This is a genomic window from Massilia cavernae (genome assembly GCF_003590855.1).
Taxonomy (GTDB): Bacteria; Pseudomonadota; Gammaproteobacteria; order Burkholderiales; family Burkholderiaceae_D; genus Telluria_A; species Telluria_A cavernae.
On record NZ_QYUP01000040.1, the window covers coordinates 18,664 to 33,821 of the forward strand.

General features: G+C 61.5%; 14 protein-coding genes and 2 pseudogenes. 8 read left to right on the forward strand and 8 right to left on the reverse strand.

Annotated features, from left to right (window positions below; translation table 11 throughout):
• Window positions 1-56 precede the first annotated feature (56 nt).
• Both D3872_RS27380 and D3872_RS04165 read left to right on the forward strand, forming a co-directional pair.
• Window positions 57-221, forward strand: a complete 165-nt coding sequence (locus D3872_RS27380) for a DUF4160 domain-containing protein (protein WP_182915673.1) — start codon at window positions 57-59, stop codon at window positions 219-221.
• A 70-nt stretch (window positions 222-291) separates the two neighbouring features.
• The gene (locus D3872_RS04165) at window positions 292-711 is read left to right on the forward strand and encodes a DUF2442 domain-containing protein (RefSeq protein WP_119809612.1); all 420 of its coding nucleotides are present in this window, start codon (window positions 292-294) and stop codon (window positions 709-711) included.
• Between the two features lie 33 nt (window positions 712-744).
• Here the strand turns inward: D3872_RS04165 and D3872_RS04170 are convergent, their stop codons facing one another.
• Together D3872_RS04170 and D3872_RS26300 are read right to left on the reverse strand one after the other, a co-directional pair.
• On the reverse strand, window positions 745-888 hold the full coding sequence (locus D3872_RS04170) for a hypothetical protein (RefSeq protein WP_307719400.1): 144 nt from the start codon (window positions 886-888) through the stop codon (window positions 745-747).
• Window positions 885-1,081 (reverse strand): annotated as a pseudogene (locus tag D3872_RS26300) (PIN domain-containing protein); the annotation flags it as partial. The pseudogene D3872_RS26300 and the gene D3872_RS04170, both read right to left, overlap by 4 nt.
• A 197-nt stretch (window positions 1,082-1,278) precedes the next feature.
• Between D3872_RS26300 and D3872_RS04180 the strand changes: the two are divergent.
• The gene (locus D3872_RS04180) at window positions 1,279-2,484 is read left to right on the forward strand and encodes a DUF8462 domain-containing protein (protein ID WP_119809613.1); all 1,206 of its coding nucleotides are present in this window, start codon (window positions 1,279-1,281) and stop codon (window positions 2,482-2,484) included.
• 530 nt (window positions 2,485-3,014) lie between these two features.
• Window positions 3,015-3,260: a CopG family ribbon-helix-helix protein gene (locus D3872_RS04185; protein ID WP_119809614.1), complete on the forward strand. Its 246-nt coding sequence runs from the start codon at window positions 3,015-3,017 to the stop codon at window positions 3,258-3,260.
• Window positions 3,261-3,324: 64 nt separating this feature from the next.
• Here D3872_RS04185 and D3872_RS04190 read toward each other — a convergent pair whose 3' ends face one another.
• The gene (locus D3872_RS04190; protein WP_119809615.1) at window positions 3,325-4,323 is read right to left on the reverse strand and encodes a fumarylacetoacetate hydrolase family protein; all 999 of its coding nucleotides are present in this window, start codon (window positions 4,321-4,323) and stop codon (window positions 3,325-3,327) included.
• A gap of 13 nt (window positions 4,324-4,336) precedes the next feature.
• Window positions 4,337-5,050, reverse strand: coding sequence for a pseudouridine synthase (locus tag D3872_RS04195; protein WP_119809616.1), 714 nt, complete (start codon window positions 5,048-5,050; stop codon window positions 4,337-4,339).
• A gap of 243 nt (window positions 5,051-5,293) precedes the next feature.
• Between D3872_RS04195 and D3872_RS04200 the strand changes: the two genes are divergently transcribed.
• Window positions 5,294-5,644, forward strand: a complete 351-nt coding sequence (locus D3872_RS04200) for a hypothetical protein (RefSeq protein ID WP_119809617.1) — start codon at window positions 5,294-5,296, stop codon at window positions 5,642-5,644.
• 271 nt (window positions 5,645-5,915) lie between these two features.
• Here the strand turns inward: D3872_RS04200 and D3872_RS04205 are convergent, their stop codons facing one another.
• The 4 genes and pseudogenes from D3872_RS04205 to D3872_RS04220 all read right to left on the reverse strand — a co-directional run bounded on the left by D3872_RS04205 (window position 5,916) and on the right by D3872_RS04220 (window position 9,113).
• On the reverse strand, window positions 5,916-6,911 hold the full coding sequence (locus D3872_RS04205) for a S49 family peptidase (RefSeq protein ID WP_119809618.1): 996 nt from the start codon (window positions 6,909-6,911) through the stop codon (window positions 5,916-5,918).
• 23 nt (window positions 6,912-6,934) lie between these two features.
• Window positions 6,935-7,315, reverse strand: coding sequence for a Rieske (2Fe-2S) protein (locus tag D3872_RS04210; RefSeq protein WP_119809619.1), 381 nt, complete (start codon window positions 7,313-7,315; stop codon window positions 6,935-6,937).
• Window positions 7,315-7,992: pseudogene (locus tag D3872_RS04215) on the reverse strand (HAD hydrolase-like protein). Before D3872_RS04215 ends, D3872_RS04210 begins: the two are co-directional and overlap by 1 nt.
• Before the next feature lie 113 nt (window positions 7,993-8,105).
• A complete protein-coding gene (locus tag D3872_RS04220; RefSeq protein ID WP_370660944.1) occupies window positions 8,106-9,113 on the reverse strand; it encodes an RluA family pseudouridine synthase in 1,008 nt (335 codons plus the stop codon).
• Between the two features lie 692 nt (window positions 9,114-9,805).
• Between D3872_RS04220 and D3872_RS04225 the strand changes: the two genes are divergently transcribed.
• From D3872_RS04225 to mobA, 3 genes are all read left to right on the forward strand, one after another.
• Window positions 9,806-12,943, forward strand: coding sequence for an Rne/Rng family ribonuclease (locus D3872_RS04225; RefSeq protein WP_119809621.1), 3,138 nt, complete (start codon window positions 9,806-9,808; stop codon window positions 12,941-12,943).
• A gap of 223 nt (window positions 12,944-13,166) precedes the next feature.
• Complete coding sequence (gene moaA, locus D3872_RS04230; protein ID WP_119809622.1) at window positions 13,167-14,276, forward strand: GTP 3',8-cyclase MoaA; 1,110 nt, start codon at window positions 13,167-13,169, stop codon at window positions 14,274-14,276.
• Window positions 14,277-14,415: 139 nt separating this feature from the next.
• Complete coding sequence (gene mobA / locus D3872_RS04235) at window positions 14,416-15,036, forward strand: molybdenum cofactor guanylyltransferase MobA (RefSeq protein ID WP_119809623.1); 621 nt, start codon at window positions 14,416-14,418, stop codon at window positions 15,034-15,036.
• Window positions 15,037-15,158: the final 122 nt, after the last annotated feature.

Sequence of the window (15,158 nt, forward strand, 5' to 3'; positions counted from 1 at the left end):
TCAGAGCCAGCCGATGGCCAATTCACATAAACCCAAGCAGCTTGGGTTCTGCTACGATGCCCACTATATCCAGATTCTTTGGCCTTCGGGTTGTCATTTACCCCAGCGATCATCTTCCGGCACACGTTCATGTTATCGGCGATGGCGGCGAAGCCGTTTTTGATCTACATTGCCCCGCCGGGCCGCCCGAACTGAGGGAAACTTACGGATTCTCACGGTAGCAAATCAGAAATATCGCCGACATGCTGGAGGAGAAAATCATGCTGCTGTGTGCGAAGTGGAGCGATATCCATGGACATTTCTGAACTGGAGTTTGAGAAGGCGAAACTTCGAGGCGCGGCCAGGCAAGCCGCATTTCCGCCAGTGACCGCGGTCAAATATGACAGGCGAATTGGTCGCATCGTCATCTCTCTGGCATCCGGGCTGCAACTCGCGTTTGCGCCTCGCGACGCCCAGGGATTTGAAAATGCGCGCCCAGTAGATCTTTTCGACGCGGAAATTAGTCCGTCAGGCTTGGGCGTTCACTTTCCTAAACTTGATGCCGACGTTTATGTCCCGGCGCTGCTGGATGGCTTTCTTGGATCCAAACGGTGGATGGCCTCGCAAGCGGGAAAGCGTGGCGGCGCCATGTCGTCGGAAGCCAAATCGGCGGCTGCGCGAACCAATGGCAAACTCGGAGGCCGACCGAGAAAAGTACGCGAGCCGACCTGACGATTCCCAACTGGTGCAAACAGCACCAGCGACCTACCTCGAACGCCTGGCCTCGGCCTGCACCACCTTCTGGTCGATCGCACCAAAAATCGACTTGCCGGCGCCATCGAGCATCTCGATCCTGATCGTATCCATAAACAGCATGAATGGCGTGCTTGCCACGCCGTCGGCGATCATTTCGAGGCAGCGCTTTTCGGCGGTGCACGGGTACCGGTATTGCGTGTTACGACAGTCATTCCATGTATAAGCGCCGTTGCAGCAATGAGGGCATCGCGAATGGGACGAGCATCTGGAACGTGGAGCGCCGCATTCGTCGGGCCACCGGAAGGTCGACGGGCAAGATCCGGCCAGCAAACGCAGTAATCACTTCAACTCGCATGGTCCTCTCCAGTCTTCTTGTTTCGGAAATAACCTCGTATGCGCGTCAGCGTCTCGCTCAGCACCTGGTCGGGAAACGACAAACCGCAGCTAGCGGATCAGCCAAGCATATCAATGAAAATTACTTGCAATTACCAATGTTATCTATAAAATTAGATACATTGGTAACTTAAGATAAACTCCCTATATATGGACCAACTTCAGAACCCATTTTCGCCCGGCGCCGGTACCCCTCCCCCTGAGTTGGCCGGTCGTGGCGACATCCTGAACCATGTGAACATGGCTCTGGCGAGGATCAAGGCAGGTCGGGCCGAAAAGAGCGTCCTGCTCATCGGGCTTCGAGGCGTTGGCAAGACTGTTCTCTTGAACAAGATCGAGTCAATGGCCACGGATCAGGGCTACCAAACCGTCATGATCGAAGCCCACGAGAGCAAACCACTACCGGCACTCTTAATGCCATACTTAAGGAAGATCCTCTTATCCCTCGACGCCGGGGCGCGTGTCAGCGCCAAGGTCAAGCGCGGCCTAGCCGTGCTCAAGAGTTTCGTGAGCAGCGTAAAGGTCAAGGTTAACGAGGTGGAATTCGGCCTGGACATCGAGGCCGAGCACGGCAGTGCCGACAGCGGCGACCTGGAGGCGGATCTGACCGCCGTCTTCGTTGCGCTGGGCGAAGCCGCAGCCGACCGGCAAACATCGGTCGCTATCATCATCGACGAGCTGCAGTACTTGAACGAAATCGAGCTCAGCTCCCTGATCATGGCAATTCACAAGGTTTCGCAAAAACAGCTCCCGCTCGTCTTGATCGGCGCCGGCCTGCCGCAGTTGGTCGGTAATGCAGGGCGGTCAAAGTCTTACGCCGAGCGATTGTTCAATTACCCTCCAGTCGGGCAGCTCAAAATTGCTGACGCTCACAAGGCCCTTCAGGAACCTGTCCTGGCGCAAGGCGTCCAGTTCACCGAACAGGCCATCGACGAAATCATTCAAGTGACTCAAGGATATCCCTATTTTTTGCAGGAGTGGGGTTATCAGGCATGGAACTTGGCGACGACGACGCCGATCGACATCAATGTCATCAAGACAGCGACTGCAGCATCGATCGAACGCCTTGATGCCAGCTTTTTCCGCGTGCGGTTTGATCGCCTGACACCCCGTGAAAAGGACTACCTGCGTGCTCTGGCCGAACTAGGCCCTGTACCCCAGCGTTCCGGCGATATCGCGCAACTGCTGGGCGTAGAATCCAGGAGCGTCGCACCGCTACGCAACGGGCTGATCAAGAAAGGGATGATCTATAGTCCCCAACACGGGGACACTGCCTTCACGGTCCCACTGTTTGAAGAATTCATGAAGCGAATTATGCCCGAAATGCCGAAGTCTAAGACTAAGCAACCGACTTAAAGGAAAATTGGCGTCATATTCAGCGCCGTAGGCATCCACCACAAAGTGCCGCAGCTGGTCGTGTACTGCGTCAGTGCTTCGGTGACGGCTCGTATCATCATCAATGCCAACTGGGCTGAGTATAGAGTTCAACCCCGGATGACTTGGCCGGCGCAACGATCAGGCCGTCTGGCCTGGCGGTGCATTCCCCATACCCGATTCCAACATCTACGTTCCAGCGCTGCTGGAGCGATTTCTCGTGGATCGACGCGCTGGCACGCGGCGCAAATGGGGAAACGTGAAGGGCGAGGCCTCATCAGCCGCAAAAACGGCCGCGGCCTGGACGAATGGCCGTTTAGGCGGACGGCCAAGGAAGTCGCAACAACTAACCGGCGATTAGTCACCGCACTGGATGGTGTCACCGCGAACGCTTCGCCTCGGCCTGGACCTGGCTAGAGCCCAGGTAAAGTACACAACGGTTTTGACTTCGCGGTGCGTAATACGTATCCTGTTTGTGTATCGCATTTTTTCCTTGCTCGGAATGGGCAACCATGAAGCCAATCACTGCTAAACCTATGACCGTCCGGCTGCCGGCCGACTTGGCGGTGCAGCTCGAGAAGCTCACGCGCGTCACTGGCCGAAACAAAAGTGCGCTCACCGTGGCTGCGCTCCGCGATTATGTCGCGGCCGAAGCCTGGCAAATTCAAGACATCGAGCAAGGTATTGCGGAAGCAGATCGCGGTGAAATTGCCAGTGCGGACGAGGTCAATTTCTTCTTCGCAAAATATGGCGGTTAGGTGCGAAACAGCGCTGGCTAACCTCACAGCATCGTCGAGTACATCGAGAAAGATAGATTCTCGCTCACCGCGAACGTTTCGCCTCAGCCTGCACCACCTTCTGTTCGATCGCGCCGAAAATCGACTTGCCGGCGCCATCGAGCATCTCGATCTTAATGGTATCCCCAAACAGCATGAACGGCGTACTTGCCACGCCGTCGGCGATCATTTCGAGGCAGCGCTTTTCAGCGATGCACGAGTAGCCGCGGCTGGCGTCCTTGTTCGACACGGTGCCCGAGCCGACGATACTGCCGGCGCGCGCGTTGCGTGTCTTGCACAGGTGCGCAATCAACTGCGGAAAATTGAAGACCATGTCGACACCCGCATGCGGGTGGCCTACCAGCTTGCCGTTCCAGGTCGAACGCAGCGGCAGGTGCACCTTGCCGCCCTTCCAGGCGTCGCCCAGTTCATCAGGCGTTACCGCCACCGGCGAAAAACTTGACGCCGGTTTCGACTGCAGGAAGCCGAAGCCCTTGGCCAGCTCGGGCGGGATCAGGTTGCGCAGCGAAACGTCGTTCACCAGCATCACAAGCCTGATCTGCTGGTGCGCCTCGTCGGCGGTGGAGCCCATCGCCACGTCGCCGGTGACCACCGCCACTTCGGCTTCAAAGTCGATGCCCCACTCCTCGTGCGCCAGCACGATGTCGCCGGTGGGGCCGATGAAATCATCGCTGCCACCCTGGTACATCAGCGGGTCTTCCCAGAACGATTCCGGCATCTCGGCGCCGCGGGCCTTGCGTACCAGTTCGACATGGTTGACGTAGGCCGAGCCGTCGGCCCACTGGTAGGCGCGCGGCAGCGGCGCCATGCATGCGGCCGGGTCGAAGTCGAAGCTGCGGCGCGCGCGCCCGCCATTGAGCTGCTGCGACAGTTCGTTCAGCTGCGGGGCGATGAAGCTCCAGTCGTCCAGCGCGGCCTGCATGGTGGGGGCGATGCCGTCGGCCAGGTGGGCGGTTTTCAGGTCGCGCGAGACGACCGCCAGCTGGCCGTCGCGGGTGCCGTCGTTGATGGTTGCGAGTTTCATGTATCTGTATTCGTTACGGGACCAGCAGGTCGAGGTGTTCCTGTGCGAGGAAGCACCACTCGCCTTCGGCCAGGCCGAGCGATGCGAGCGCCAGCCCGCCGATCGCGGACCGGTGCAGCGCGCTGCAGTGGTTGCCGGCTGCGGCCAGCATCCGCTTCACCTGGTGGTACTTGCCCTGTTCGAGCACGATTTCCAGCTGGTGCTCGCCGCGCTGGACGCAGGTGAGCGCGGCCAACGGCGCCGGTTCGTCGTGCAGCTGCACGCCCGACAGCAGCTGCGCCACCAGTTCGGGCGTCACCGGGTCGGCCGCGGTGGCCTGGTAGATCTTCGGCACATGGCGCTTGGGCGACGACTGCGCATGGATGAAGGGGCCGTCGTCGGACATCAGCAGCATGCCGGTGGTGTCGTGGTCGAGCCGTCCGACCGGCTGCACTTCGCGCCAGGTGAATTGTTCAGGCAAAAGGGTCAGCACGCCCGGGTGGTGGCTGGGCTTGCGCGAGCACTCGAAATTGGCCGGCTTGTTCAGCGCGATATACACGTGTTCGCGGTATTTCCACTCTTCGCCAAACACCTCGAGCACCAGGCCGGTAGTGTCGATGGCGGTCTTGTAGCTGGTCTGGACTTCGCCGTTGATCGAAACGTCGCCGTCTTCGACCAGCGCGCGGCAGTATTTGCGGGTACCGAACCCTTGCGATTGAAGGATGCGGTCCAGGGATAGTTTACTCATGGGCGAGACTTTAACAGAAGCGCCATGGGCCCGGAAGCAGGCCAGGATGATGCGTCAGGGAAAAATCCGTTGGGAAGGGGTATTTGAGTCGTCGCAAGACGCACGTTTGAGGAAAATCAAGTATGCGCATACTTGCATTGTTACACTGAAACTTCTTTAGGAATCCGCTGAATGACCCGGGTAAATATACCTAGCTCAGCACTAGGAAAAGCGGGTAGGTCAGCCACCAGACAAGGAACTAGCATGAGCGTGAAGACCCACCAGCAGCCAGTTTCGCCCCTCAGCAACGAGCTGATGCCCGCCACCCCGGCCGATGTAGCGCTTACCCGCGCCGCCTACGTCGCTGCGAGGCTTGTTATCGCGCGCTGGCAACACGCCAGCCGCCATGCGCAGCGCAATCTCAACCTGCCACATCACGAGTCGGCGCGCGCGCGCTGGTTCGCACGCACGCGGCAGGGGCTGGAAGAATGGATCGCGCACGGCGGCTTTTCGCAACCGGACGACATCCTTGATACTTCCATCCCTGCCGGCTGCGCGCGAACAGGTGGAAGCTGCAACGACGCCGGCCAGTGCGAACAGGCTTGCGTCGACTAAAGCAAGCAAACAGCCTACAACTTCGTGCAACTGCAATAAAGCGCCGCAAAAATGAAAACGACGGCATTGCGCCGCCGTTTCCAGTCCCGTCCCGGGACACAGTTCGAGGAATAGAAAATTCTCTCAGTACCGCATTACTCGATGCGGCCGGGTAGCTCTTCAGATGTGATGCCAACTCGGTGAACTGATTATAGCGCCCCCTTGGAATGAACTACAGGTGTCAATATAGAACACCTGCCGGAACTTTCAAGGGATAGATGTATCTTATTTCTTACCGTAGCGATGGGGTTCCCGGGCCCATCGCCTTGACCGCGCCCTCGCCTACCGCCGCGCCAAACTTCTTGAGCACCCGCTCAGGCAGTCCTTCGTGCGCCGTATAGTCGACAATATCTTCTACTTTCACGATATCGCGCGCAACGGTGTCGACCGTGCCGAAGCCGTCGGCCAGGCCCATGTCGACCGCCTTGGCGCCGCTCCAGTACAGGCCGGAGAAGGTTTCCGGCGTTTCCTTCAGGCGGGTACCGCGCCCGGCGCGCACCACGGCGATGAATTGCTGGTGGATTTCATTGAGCATCGCCTGGGCATGTGCCTTGTGCTTTTCCGACTGCGGGCTGAACGGATCGAGGAAGCCCTTGTTTTCACCGGCCGTCATCAGGCGCCGCTCGACCCCGAGTTTTTCCATGGTGCCGGTAAAGCCGAAGCCGTCCATCAGCACACCGACCGAGCCGACGATACTGGCCTTATTGACAAATATCCGGTCGGCCGCGGCGGCAATGTAATAGCCACCCGAGGCGCACATTTCGTCGACCACCACGTACAACTGCTTGTGCGGGTAGCCGCGGCGCAGGCGCTTGATTTCGTCGACGATAATGCCGGCCTGCACCGGACTGCCGCCCGGGCTGTTGATGCGCATTACGATCGCGACCGATCCGTTATCGGAAAACGCCTTGTTCAGCGACGGAATCACGTTGTCGGCCGAACCGCCGCCCTCGTCCTCGATATTGCCGCTGATCTCGATCAGGGCGGTGTGGCGTCCCAACGCCTCGGCATCGTCGCCGGGGAAGCTGAAATCGAAGAAAATCCATGCCGATACGACCGCGATGCCGATGATTAACAGGCGGAAGAAGATGCTCCACCGCCGCGCCGCGCGCTGCTCCCTGATGGTGGCGAACATCAGCTTTTCCAGCGTTTCGCGCTCCCAGTTGGCGTTGATCGGGCCGGACGGCGGGTTGCTGTCGTGGTGAGGATTACTCGGGTTTTCGTTCATACTCGCTTAGGATTAAAACTTCGCTACACCTGGGGCGGACGGATAAACTCATCCGGCTGCCAGTAAATCTTGCCGCCTTCCTCGCGCACGGCGATCGGCCGCAGCCGGCCGCCCTTGCACGGGCCGCCTGCGCACAGGCCGCTGTTGGGGACATAAATCGCCCCGTGGGTCGAACACATCAGGTACAGGCCGCTCGACTCGAAAAACTCGCCTTCGGCCCAGTCCAGCTCGATCGGCACGTGGGCGCAGCGGTTCAGGTAAGCATAGGCCTTGCCGTCGTAGCGCACCACGAAGCCGGTGGCGTCGTCGCCGAACGCCCGCACCGGGAAACGCACACCCTTGCCGCCTTCCAGAACGGCATCGGAATCGCAGGCAAATACCTCGTTTGCTGCTGCTTCACTCATCAGGCGTTCTCGGACAGCCACTGGTGCAGCTCGCCAACCGTGCTGGCCGAATACACCGGGCCGCAGGCGTCCAGCTGGTCGGCCGGGTGCGCGCCGTACTGCACCGCGATCCCGGAAGCACCCGCGTTGTTGGCCATCAGCAAGTCGTGGGTTGTGTCGCGATCATAACGGTGGCGGCGCAGGTCCTGCCCCAACATCCCTTGTTAAGTAATCTTGCAACATTGCAGGATGCGGCAATTGAGAATGTGCTCGTCAGCCGCAACGAGTTGACGTCGAACAGCGACAACAGGTCCGACGGCGTTCAGCGCGGCGGTTCAGGCCGACCACGGCTCTTGCCGGTTCGCCACCGCCGGAAATTAGGCTTGCTGGGAAAGATTCGGCTCCAGCAGTGTCGTGTGAACGCCATCGAACAGCACCAGTTCGTGGTCCTTCGACAGGAAATGGTAGCGGTAGCGCTCCACCATGCGCGGGTAGTACGACGGGTCGACGCCGGGCATCACGGCCTGCATCGCCTCGAACAGCCCCAGCCCGATAACGTGGGACGCCGCGTCGTCGTGCGGAATCGGCAGACCGAGGTCTTTTGCCGCTCCCTGTATACATTTGACGATGGTGGCGGTGCTGTCCATCAGCGTGCCGTCCCAGTCGAAGACGATCAGATCAAATTGCTTTCGTGCCATGTTCTCCGGTCCGCGCAGCGCGGCCGGCTCCTTCCAGGTATTCGGGAGCGGGCCATCTTGCGGCCCGCGGCTTTGTCGGTGGCGGGCCGTTGTGCAGTCCGCGTTTCGGTGTGTCAGCGCCTGGCTGTATGCACCGGTTTCCCCAAGCTTACCAAGAAACGCTCGCATTCTGCCGGCAGCGGCGCATTTATCGTCATCGGCTTGCCGGTTTCCGGGTGAATGAAGGTGATCTGGTGCGCGTGCAGGAACATGCGCTTGAGCGCGCCGCGCGTGCCGTCGGCCTTCAGCAATGCGCGGTTGAGCGCGAAATCGCCGTACTTGTCGTCGCCAAGGATGGGAAAGCCCGACGATGCCAGGTGAACGCGGATCTGGTGGGTGCGCCCGGTCTTCAGTTCCGCTTCCAGCAGGGCGAATTTCTCCCACTTGCGCAGCAGGCTGAACACCGTATGCGACTCCATCCCGCCGGCCTGCACCGAAACGCGCCGCTCGCCGTCCGCCGTGGTGTACTTGTGCAGCGGCAGCTTGACGTGCTGGCGCGCGTTTTGCCAGTCGCCCGCCACCATGGTCAGGTAGCGCTTGTCGGTGACGCCGTCGCGCATCTGTTCGTGCAGGTTGGTCAGCGCCGAGCGTTTTTTGGCCAGCAGCAGCAAACCCGAGGTTTCGCGGTCGAGCCGGTGCACCAGTTCCAGGAACTTGGCGTCCGGGCGCGAGGCGCGCAGCTGTTCGATGACGCCGTAGGACACGCCCGAGCCGCCATGCACGGCCACGCCGCTCGGCTTGTCGATGATCAGGAGGTGGGCGTCCTCGTGCAGGATGGCGAATTCAGCGCCGGGCGCCACCGCCTGCGTTGCTTTTTCGGCAATGCGTACCGGCGGAATACGGACCACGTCGCCGCTCGCCAGCCGGTACATCTGGTCGACGCGCCCCTTGTTGACACGCACCTCGCCCGAGCGCAGGATGCGGTAGACGTGGCTTTTGGGGACACCCTTACACACGCGCAACAGATAGTTGTCGATCCGCTGGCCTGCTTCTTCTTCGGTAATCGTGACGAATTGCGCTTGAGGTTGTGCTGCCTGGCGGTCCGGTGTGGATGATGAAGGGGGAATAACATCGTTCTGCATCTTCATTTGCCCTGTCTTCCCAGAAATTCTCTCTAAGTCCTTCATTTTGAATATATAATCGACAGGCGGCGGTCAAACCTCTGCTGGTGTAAGAATTAAAACGATATTTTACACAGGGGCGTCTCCATCGGCCTCGCCAAATTGCAAATTCGATGGAAAAAATGTGTACGCACATTCCTGCGCGAATCAGGGTTGCACCGTAGTTGTAATCGGATACCGCGCATGAGTGCTGAATTGGATTGCTTGGAATTTAAAGGATAAGTACCGGCAAGCTTGCCTCAGGCGGGCTCGCCGGATGATGGCGTCGATAACGCTTGTCGTTTTCGCCCGACCGGGAGTTTGGCCTCGTACATAAGGCTTGTGAGGTAAAAGGCAGAAGGCGTGCCTGGGTATCCAAGCCTTTGTATGTTCGCCGTTCCAGGGTCTGGCCATTGAATTTGCTCACCGCCTGGCTTTCAACCGTGCCCCAGCTACGACCGGGCCGCATACGGGGAAGTTGCAGGTGATGCGTGCACTCGGCATGTCGATCGATCCCACCGCGCCTGTTACGGCCGTAACGCGCAGCGTTAGCGCGCCGTACGCATAGGCTATACCCACCTCCGGCACTCCGCTTCTGGCGTACATCCCGTGTACTTTTTGCCGCTTTCATAAGCGGCACTGGATCGGCCTATGGGCCGCGGAGCTAAGAAAAAATGAAACGCATGTTGTTTAACGCTACGCAGCAGGAAGAACTGCGCGTAGCAATCGTCGACGGCCAGAAACTGATCGACATCGATATCGAGACCGCCGGTCGCGAACAGCGCAAGTCGAACATCTACAAGGGCGTCATCACCCGCATCGAACCGTCGCTGGAAGCCTGCTTCGTCAGCTACGGCGAGGACCGCCACGGCTTCCTGCCGTTCAAGGAAGTGGCCCGCACCTACTTCCGCGAAGGCGTCGACGTACGCAACGCCACCATCAAGGAAGCGCTGCGCGAAGGCCAGGAAATCATGGTCCAGGTCGAAAAGGAAGAGCGCGGCAACAAGGGCGCCGCCCTGACCTCGTTCATCTCGCTGGCCGGCCGCTACCTGGTGCTGATGCCGAACAACCCGCGCGGCGGCGGCGTATCGCGCCGTGTCGAAGGCGAAGAGCGCCAGGAACTGCGCGAAACCATGGACAAGCTCGACCTGCCGCAGGGCATGTCGGTGATCGCCCGCACCGCAGGCATCGGCCGCAACGTCGAAGAACTGCAGTGGGACCTGAACTACCTGATGCAGCTGTGGCGCGCGATCGAAGGCGCCGGCAAGCAGGGCAACGGCGCTTTCCTGATCTACCAGGAATCCTCGCTGGTCATCCGCGCCATCCGCGACTACTTCCAGCCTGACATCGGCGAAATCCTGATCGACACCGACGACATCTACGAGCAGGCTCACCAGTTCATGAGCCACGTGATGCCGGACATGGTGCACCGCGTGAAGCGCTACTCGGACGACGTGCCGCTGTTCTCGCGCTTCCAGATCGAACACCAGATCGAAACCGCCTACTCGCGCACCGTACCGCTGCCATCGGGCGGCGCCATCGTGATCGACCACACCGAAGCGCTGGTCTCGGTCGACGTCAACTCGGCGCGCGCCACCCGCGGCTCGGACATCGAAACCACCGCCTTTAACACCAACTGCGAAGCGGCCGAAGAAGTTGCCCGCCAGCTGCGCCTGCGCGACCTTGGCGGCCTGATCGTCATCGACTTCATCGACATGGAAGTGGCGAAGAACCAGCGCGAGGTCGAAACCCGCCTGAAGGACGCCCTGCACCATGACCGCGCGCGTGTTCAGATGGGCAAGATTTCCCGCTTCGGCCTGATGGAACTGTCGCGCCAGCGCCTGCGTCCGTCGCTGTCCGAAGGCAGCCACGTGACCTGCCCGCGCTGCTCCGGCACCGGCCACATCCGCGATACCGAATCGTCCGCCCTGCAGGTGCTGCGCATCATCCAGGAAGAGGCGATGAAGGAAAACTCGGCCACCATCCACGTGCAAGTGCCCGTCGACGTCGCCGCCTTCCTGCTCAACGAAAAGCGCGGCGAAGTGCTGAAGATCGAGAATCGCCACCGCATCAGCGTGATCCTGATCCCGAACAAGCACCTCGACACGCCGCACTACAAGCTCGAGCGCATCAAGCACGACGATCCGCGCCTGGAAGAGACCCAGGCCAGCTACACGCTGGCAGAGCAGGCCGAAACGGACATGGCCTACAGCAAGCGCCAGAAGGAAGACCTCAAGCCGCGCCAGGAAGCCGTGGTCAAGACCATCACCCCGGCGCAGCCCGCTCCAGTGGTCGACCGCTCGACCGTGGAAGTGCCGAAGACCGTCGCTCCCGTGCTGACCGCACCGGCCGAACAGGGCTTCTTCGCCAAGCTGAAGGCCTTCTTCTTTGGCCCAGAGGAAACCCCGGTCGAAGCGCCGAAAGCGCCTGCGGCGCCGACCAAGCCGGCCGCAGCGGAGCGCGGTGACCGCAATGTCCGTGGCCCACGTGGCCGAGGCCGTGGCGGCAAGCAAGGCGGCCGCGAGCGCGACGAGCGCGAGCCGAAGGCCCCACAGGACGAAACCGTGAAAGCGGCCGAAGCCGACACCAAGCCGGCGCGTCCGCCGCGCCAGCCGCGTCAGCCGCGTGAAGCACGCGAGCCGGTCGAAGGCGCCGCAGCAGCACCGCGCGCAGAGCGTGGCGAGCGCGCCGAACGTCCGGAACGTGGCGAGCGTCCGCCGCGCCAGCCGCGTGAGCGTGCCGAGCGCGTGCCGGCGATCGAAAGCAAGACCGACGAGCTGGCAGTCGCTCCGGTAGTGGCCGCCGCAGCTGCAGCCGCCGTCACCGTGGCGCCAGTTGTCGCCGAGCAAGAAGTCCAGGTGCCGAAGATGATCACCACGATCGGTCCGAACGGCGAGGAAATCGAAGTCGAAGCGGGTGGCGACGAGCCGCGCCGCCGCCGCCGCCGCGGTGGCCGTAACCGCAATCGCCGCGACCGCGACCAGGTTGAAGGCATGGAAGGCCAGGAAGGCGAAGGCGAACAGCCGGCGGAAGTGAAGTTCACTGTTGCTCCTGAAACTGCCGCTGCCGCTGCCGTTGCTGCGCCGGTTGCAACAGCAGCGGTTGCCGAAGCTGTCATGCCTGCTGTGGAAGCTGCACGCGAGTCCGAGCCTGCTCCAGTTGCCGAATACGCACCTGGCATCGAAGCCGCACCGGTTGAAGCCGCACCAGCAGCACCTGCCGCTCCGGTGGTGGAAGCCGCTCCTGCTGCCGAGGCTGCTCCTGAAGTTGAAGTTGCCAAGGCGGAAGAGATCGCTCCGGTAGCGGAAGCCGCTCCAGTGTTCGAAGCTGCGCCTGTCGGCGAAACCGTTGCTGCACCGACCGAAGAAGCGCCTGCCCCGGCAGCGGCTGAAGCGCCTGCGGCCGAGCCGGTGGCGGAAGAAGCGGCACCGGCATATGCCGAGCCGACCATCTTCACGCCAGAGCCTGCACCGGAACTGGTGGCTGAGCCGGTTGCTGCGGAACCTGTCAAGGCGGAAGCTGAGCCAGCTCCAGTTGCTGCTCCTGCTCCGGTTGCCGCTGCCCCTGCTCCGGTTGCCGCTGCTCCTGCTCCTGTGGCTGCCGCACCTGCGCAAGCACCGGCCCCGATTGCCGACCTGAATGAGCTGCTTGGCTCGGCAGGCCTGGTGATGGCGTCGACCGACCCGGCGAAGCTGCGCGCAGCGCAGGAAGCCGCGGCCCAGATCGCCCCGCCGGTGCGCAAGCCGCGCGAGCGCAAGCCGCTGCCGCCCAAAGTCGACGAGCCGCTGATCCAGGTCGATACCCGTCAGTAAGTTGATGGGCGTTTGATACGAAAAAAGGGAAGCTTCGTGCTTCCCTTTTTGTTGGCCGGTGCGCGCGAACTCGGTGGATGCGTGCTCCGCACTTATCCCCCCTACGGCCCTCCGAACGTCGTGCCCGCGAAAGCGGGCACCCATGCTGAGCCGGACCCACGCGCCGGGCCAATAAAACTGATCGCCGCCTGCGCCCTCGCTGGCCTCATGCTATCGTAGTGAAATGACTGAAAAAACAATCATGTTTCGGGACGAGCGCAACCTTTCACCCGCAATACCGGCTGTCCTCGAAACGCCCACCGGCCTGCTGGGCGACGCCCTCGCGCGCCCGCTGCACGACCTGCGCATCTCGGTCACCGACCGCTGCAATTTCCGCTGCGTGTACTGCATGCCGAAGGAGGTGTTCGACAAGGACTACGCCTATCTTCCGCACTCCTCGCTGCTGTCGTTCGAGGAAATCACGCGTCTGGCGACGCTGTTCGTGGCGCACGGCGTCGAGAAGATCCGCCTGACCGGAGGCGAACCACTGCTGCGCAAGAACCTCGAACGGCTGGTCGGCATGCTGGCTGCACTGCGCACGCCGGGGGGCCGCCCGCTCGACCTGACCCTGACCACCAACGGCTCGCTGTTGGCGAAGAAGGCGCAAGCGCTGAAGGATGCGGGCCTGAACCGCGTCACGGTGTCGCTCGACGCGCTCGACGACGCCACCTTCCGGCGCATGAACGACGTCGACTTCTCGGTCAGCGACGTCCTGAACGGCATCGAAGCCGCGCACAAGGCGGGGTTGGGGCCGATCAAGGTCAACATGGTGGTCAAGGCCGGCATGAACGACCAGGAAATCCTGCCGATGGCGCGCCACTTCAAGGGCACGCCCTACATCCTGCGCTTCATCGAATACATGGACGTGGGCGCATCGAACGGCTGGAACATGCGCGAAGTGATTCCGTCGGCCGAGGTTGTCCGCCGCATTTCGGCCGAGATGCCGCTGGTGTCGCTGGACGCAAACTACACCGGCGAAACCGCTGCGCGCTGGCGCTACGCCGACGGCAGCGGCGAGATCGGCGTGATCTCCAGCGTCACCCAGGCCTTCTGCAAGGACTGCTCGCGCGCGCGCCTGTCCACCGAGGGCAAGCTGTATACCTGCCTGTTCGCCACGCGCGGCAGCGACCTGCGTGCGCTAATGCGCGAAGGCCGCAGCGACGCCGAGATTTCGACCGCCATCGCCCACCTGTGGCGCGCCCGCACCGACCGCTACTCCGAAACGCGCACCATCAACACCGAGGGACTGGTGCAGGGTGAGCGCAAAGTTGAGATGTCGTACATCGGGGGATAGGCAATGAACTCGCCCAACCAATCGTTTTCGCGTCCCAGCGACGAATGGCTACTATTTTTCGCATTACGAGACTTCGAAGACATCCAAACGTTCGATCGCAATCAACCGAGCAATCAACAAGTCCGCGAAGAGTTTGACGATGACGATTAGTCAGCAGCAGATCTCTGGCCTGGTGCTTGCAGGCGGACGTGGTAGCCGCATGGGACACGTTGACAAGGGCCTGCAACCATTCATGGGCAAGACGATGGCGGCGCACGTGATCGAGCGCCTCGGGCCGCAGGTCGGCGCGCTTGCCATCAACGCGAACCAGAACCTGGAGCAGTACGCTGCCTTCGGAGTACCCGTGTGGCCCGACGACCTGCAAGGCTTCGAGGGTCCGCTGGCCGGACTTGAAACCGGCCTACGCCGCTGCACGACCGAATTCCTTGTCACCGCGCCCTGCGATTCACCCTTCCTGCCGCACGACCTGGTACAGCGGTTGTCCGAAGCGCTCGATGCCAACGACGCAGACCTTGCGCTGGCCGAAACCGAGGAGCCAGACGAAAATGGAACGATGCACATCCAGCCGCACCCCGTATTCGCGCTGGTGCGTCGTTCCGCGCTTCCTCACCTGACGGAATTCATTGCCACTGGCCGCCGCCGCATGGACGGCTGGTACGGCGCGATCAAGGTGGTGAGGGTGCGCTTCGGCGACGCCGCCGCCTTCCGCAACATCAACACGCTGCAAGAACTGCAGCAGTTCGAAAAAGAACAAGAATGAAGCAGACTACCCTGAACGACGTCACCAGCTGCCTTTCAGACTACGATCCCGACGCCTTGCCCGTCCACCACGCGCAGCGCATCATCAACGACTTCATCGCGCCGGTCAGCGCCGTCGAAAAG

Excerpts from the sequence above, each read along its gene's own strand:
- D3872_RS04220 (WP_370660944.1), bottom strand. The coding sequence starts at position 9,113 with ATGCAGAACGATGTTATTCCCCCTTCATCATCCACACCGGACCGCCAG.
- D3872_RS04210 (WP_119809619.1), bottom strand. The coding sequence starts at position 7,315 with ATGAGTGAAGCAGCAGCAAACGAGGTATTTGCCTGCGATTCCGATGCC.
- D3872_RS04205 (WP_119809618.1), bottom strand. The coding sequence starts at position 6,911 with ATGAACGAAAACCCGAGTAATCCTCACCACGACAGCAACCCGCCGTCC.
- D3872_RS04225 (WP_119809621.1), top strand. The coding sequence starts at position 9,806 with ATGAAACGCATGTTGTTTAACGCTACGCAGCAGGAAGAACTGCGCGTA.
- D3872_RS04190 (WP_119809615.1), bottom strand. The coding sequence starts at position 4,323 with ATGAAACTCGCAACCATCAACGACGGCACCCGCGACGGCCAGCTGGCG.
- D3872_RS04195 (WP_119809616.1), bottom strand. The coding sequence starts at position 5,050 with ATGAGTAAACTATCCCTGGACCGCATCCTTCAATCGCAAGGGTTCGGT.
- D3872_RS27380 (WP_182915673.1), top strand. The coding sequence starts at position 57 with ATGCCCACTATATCCAGATTCTTTGGCCTTCGGGTTGTCATTTACCCC.
- D3872_RS04200 (WP_119809617.1), top strand. The coding sequence starts at position 5,294 with ATGAGCGTGAAGACCCACCAGCAGCCAGTTTCGCCCCTCAGCAACGAG.
- moaA (WP_119809622.1), top strand. The coding sequence starts at position 13,167 with ATGACTGAAAAAACAATCATGTTTCGGGACGAGCGCAACCTTTCACCC.
- D3872_RS04185 (WP_119809614.1), top strand. The coding sequence starts at position 3,015 with ATGAAGCCAATCACTGCTAAACCTATGACCGTCCGGCTGCCGGCCGAC.
- D3872_RS04165 (WP_119809612.1), top strand. The coding sequence starts at position 292 with ATGGACATTTCTGAACTGGAGTTTGAGAAGGCGAAACTTCGAGGCGCG.
- D3872_RS04170 (WP_307719400.1), bottom strand. The coding sequence starts at position 888 with ATGATCGCCGACGGCGTGGCAAGCACGCCATTCATGCTGTTTATGGAT.
- D3872_RS04180 (WP_119809613.1), top strand. The coding sequence starts at position 1,279 with ATGGACCAACTTCAGAACCCATTTTCGCCCGGCGCCGGTACCCCTCCC.
- mobA (WP_119809623.1), top strand. The coding sequence starts at position 14,416 with ATGACGATTAGTCAGCAGCAGATCTCTGGCCTGGTGCTTGCAGGCGGA.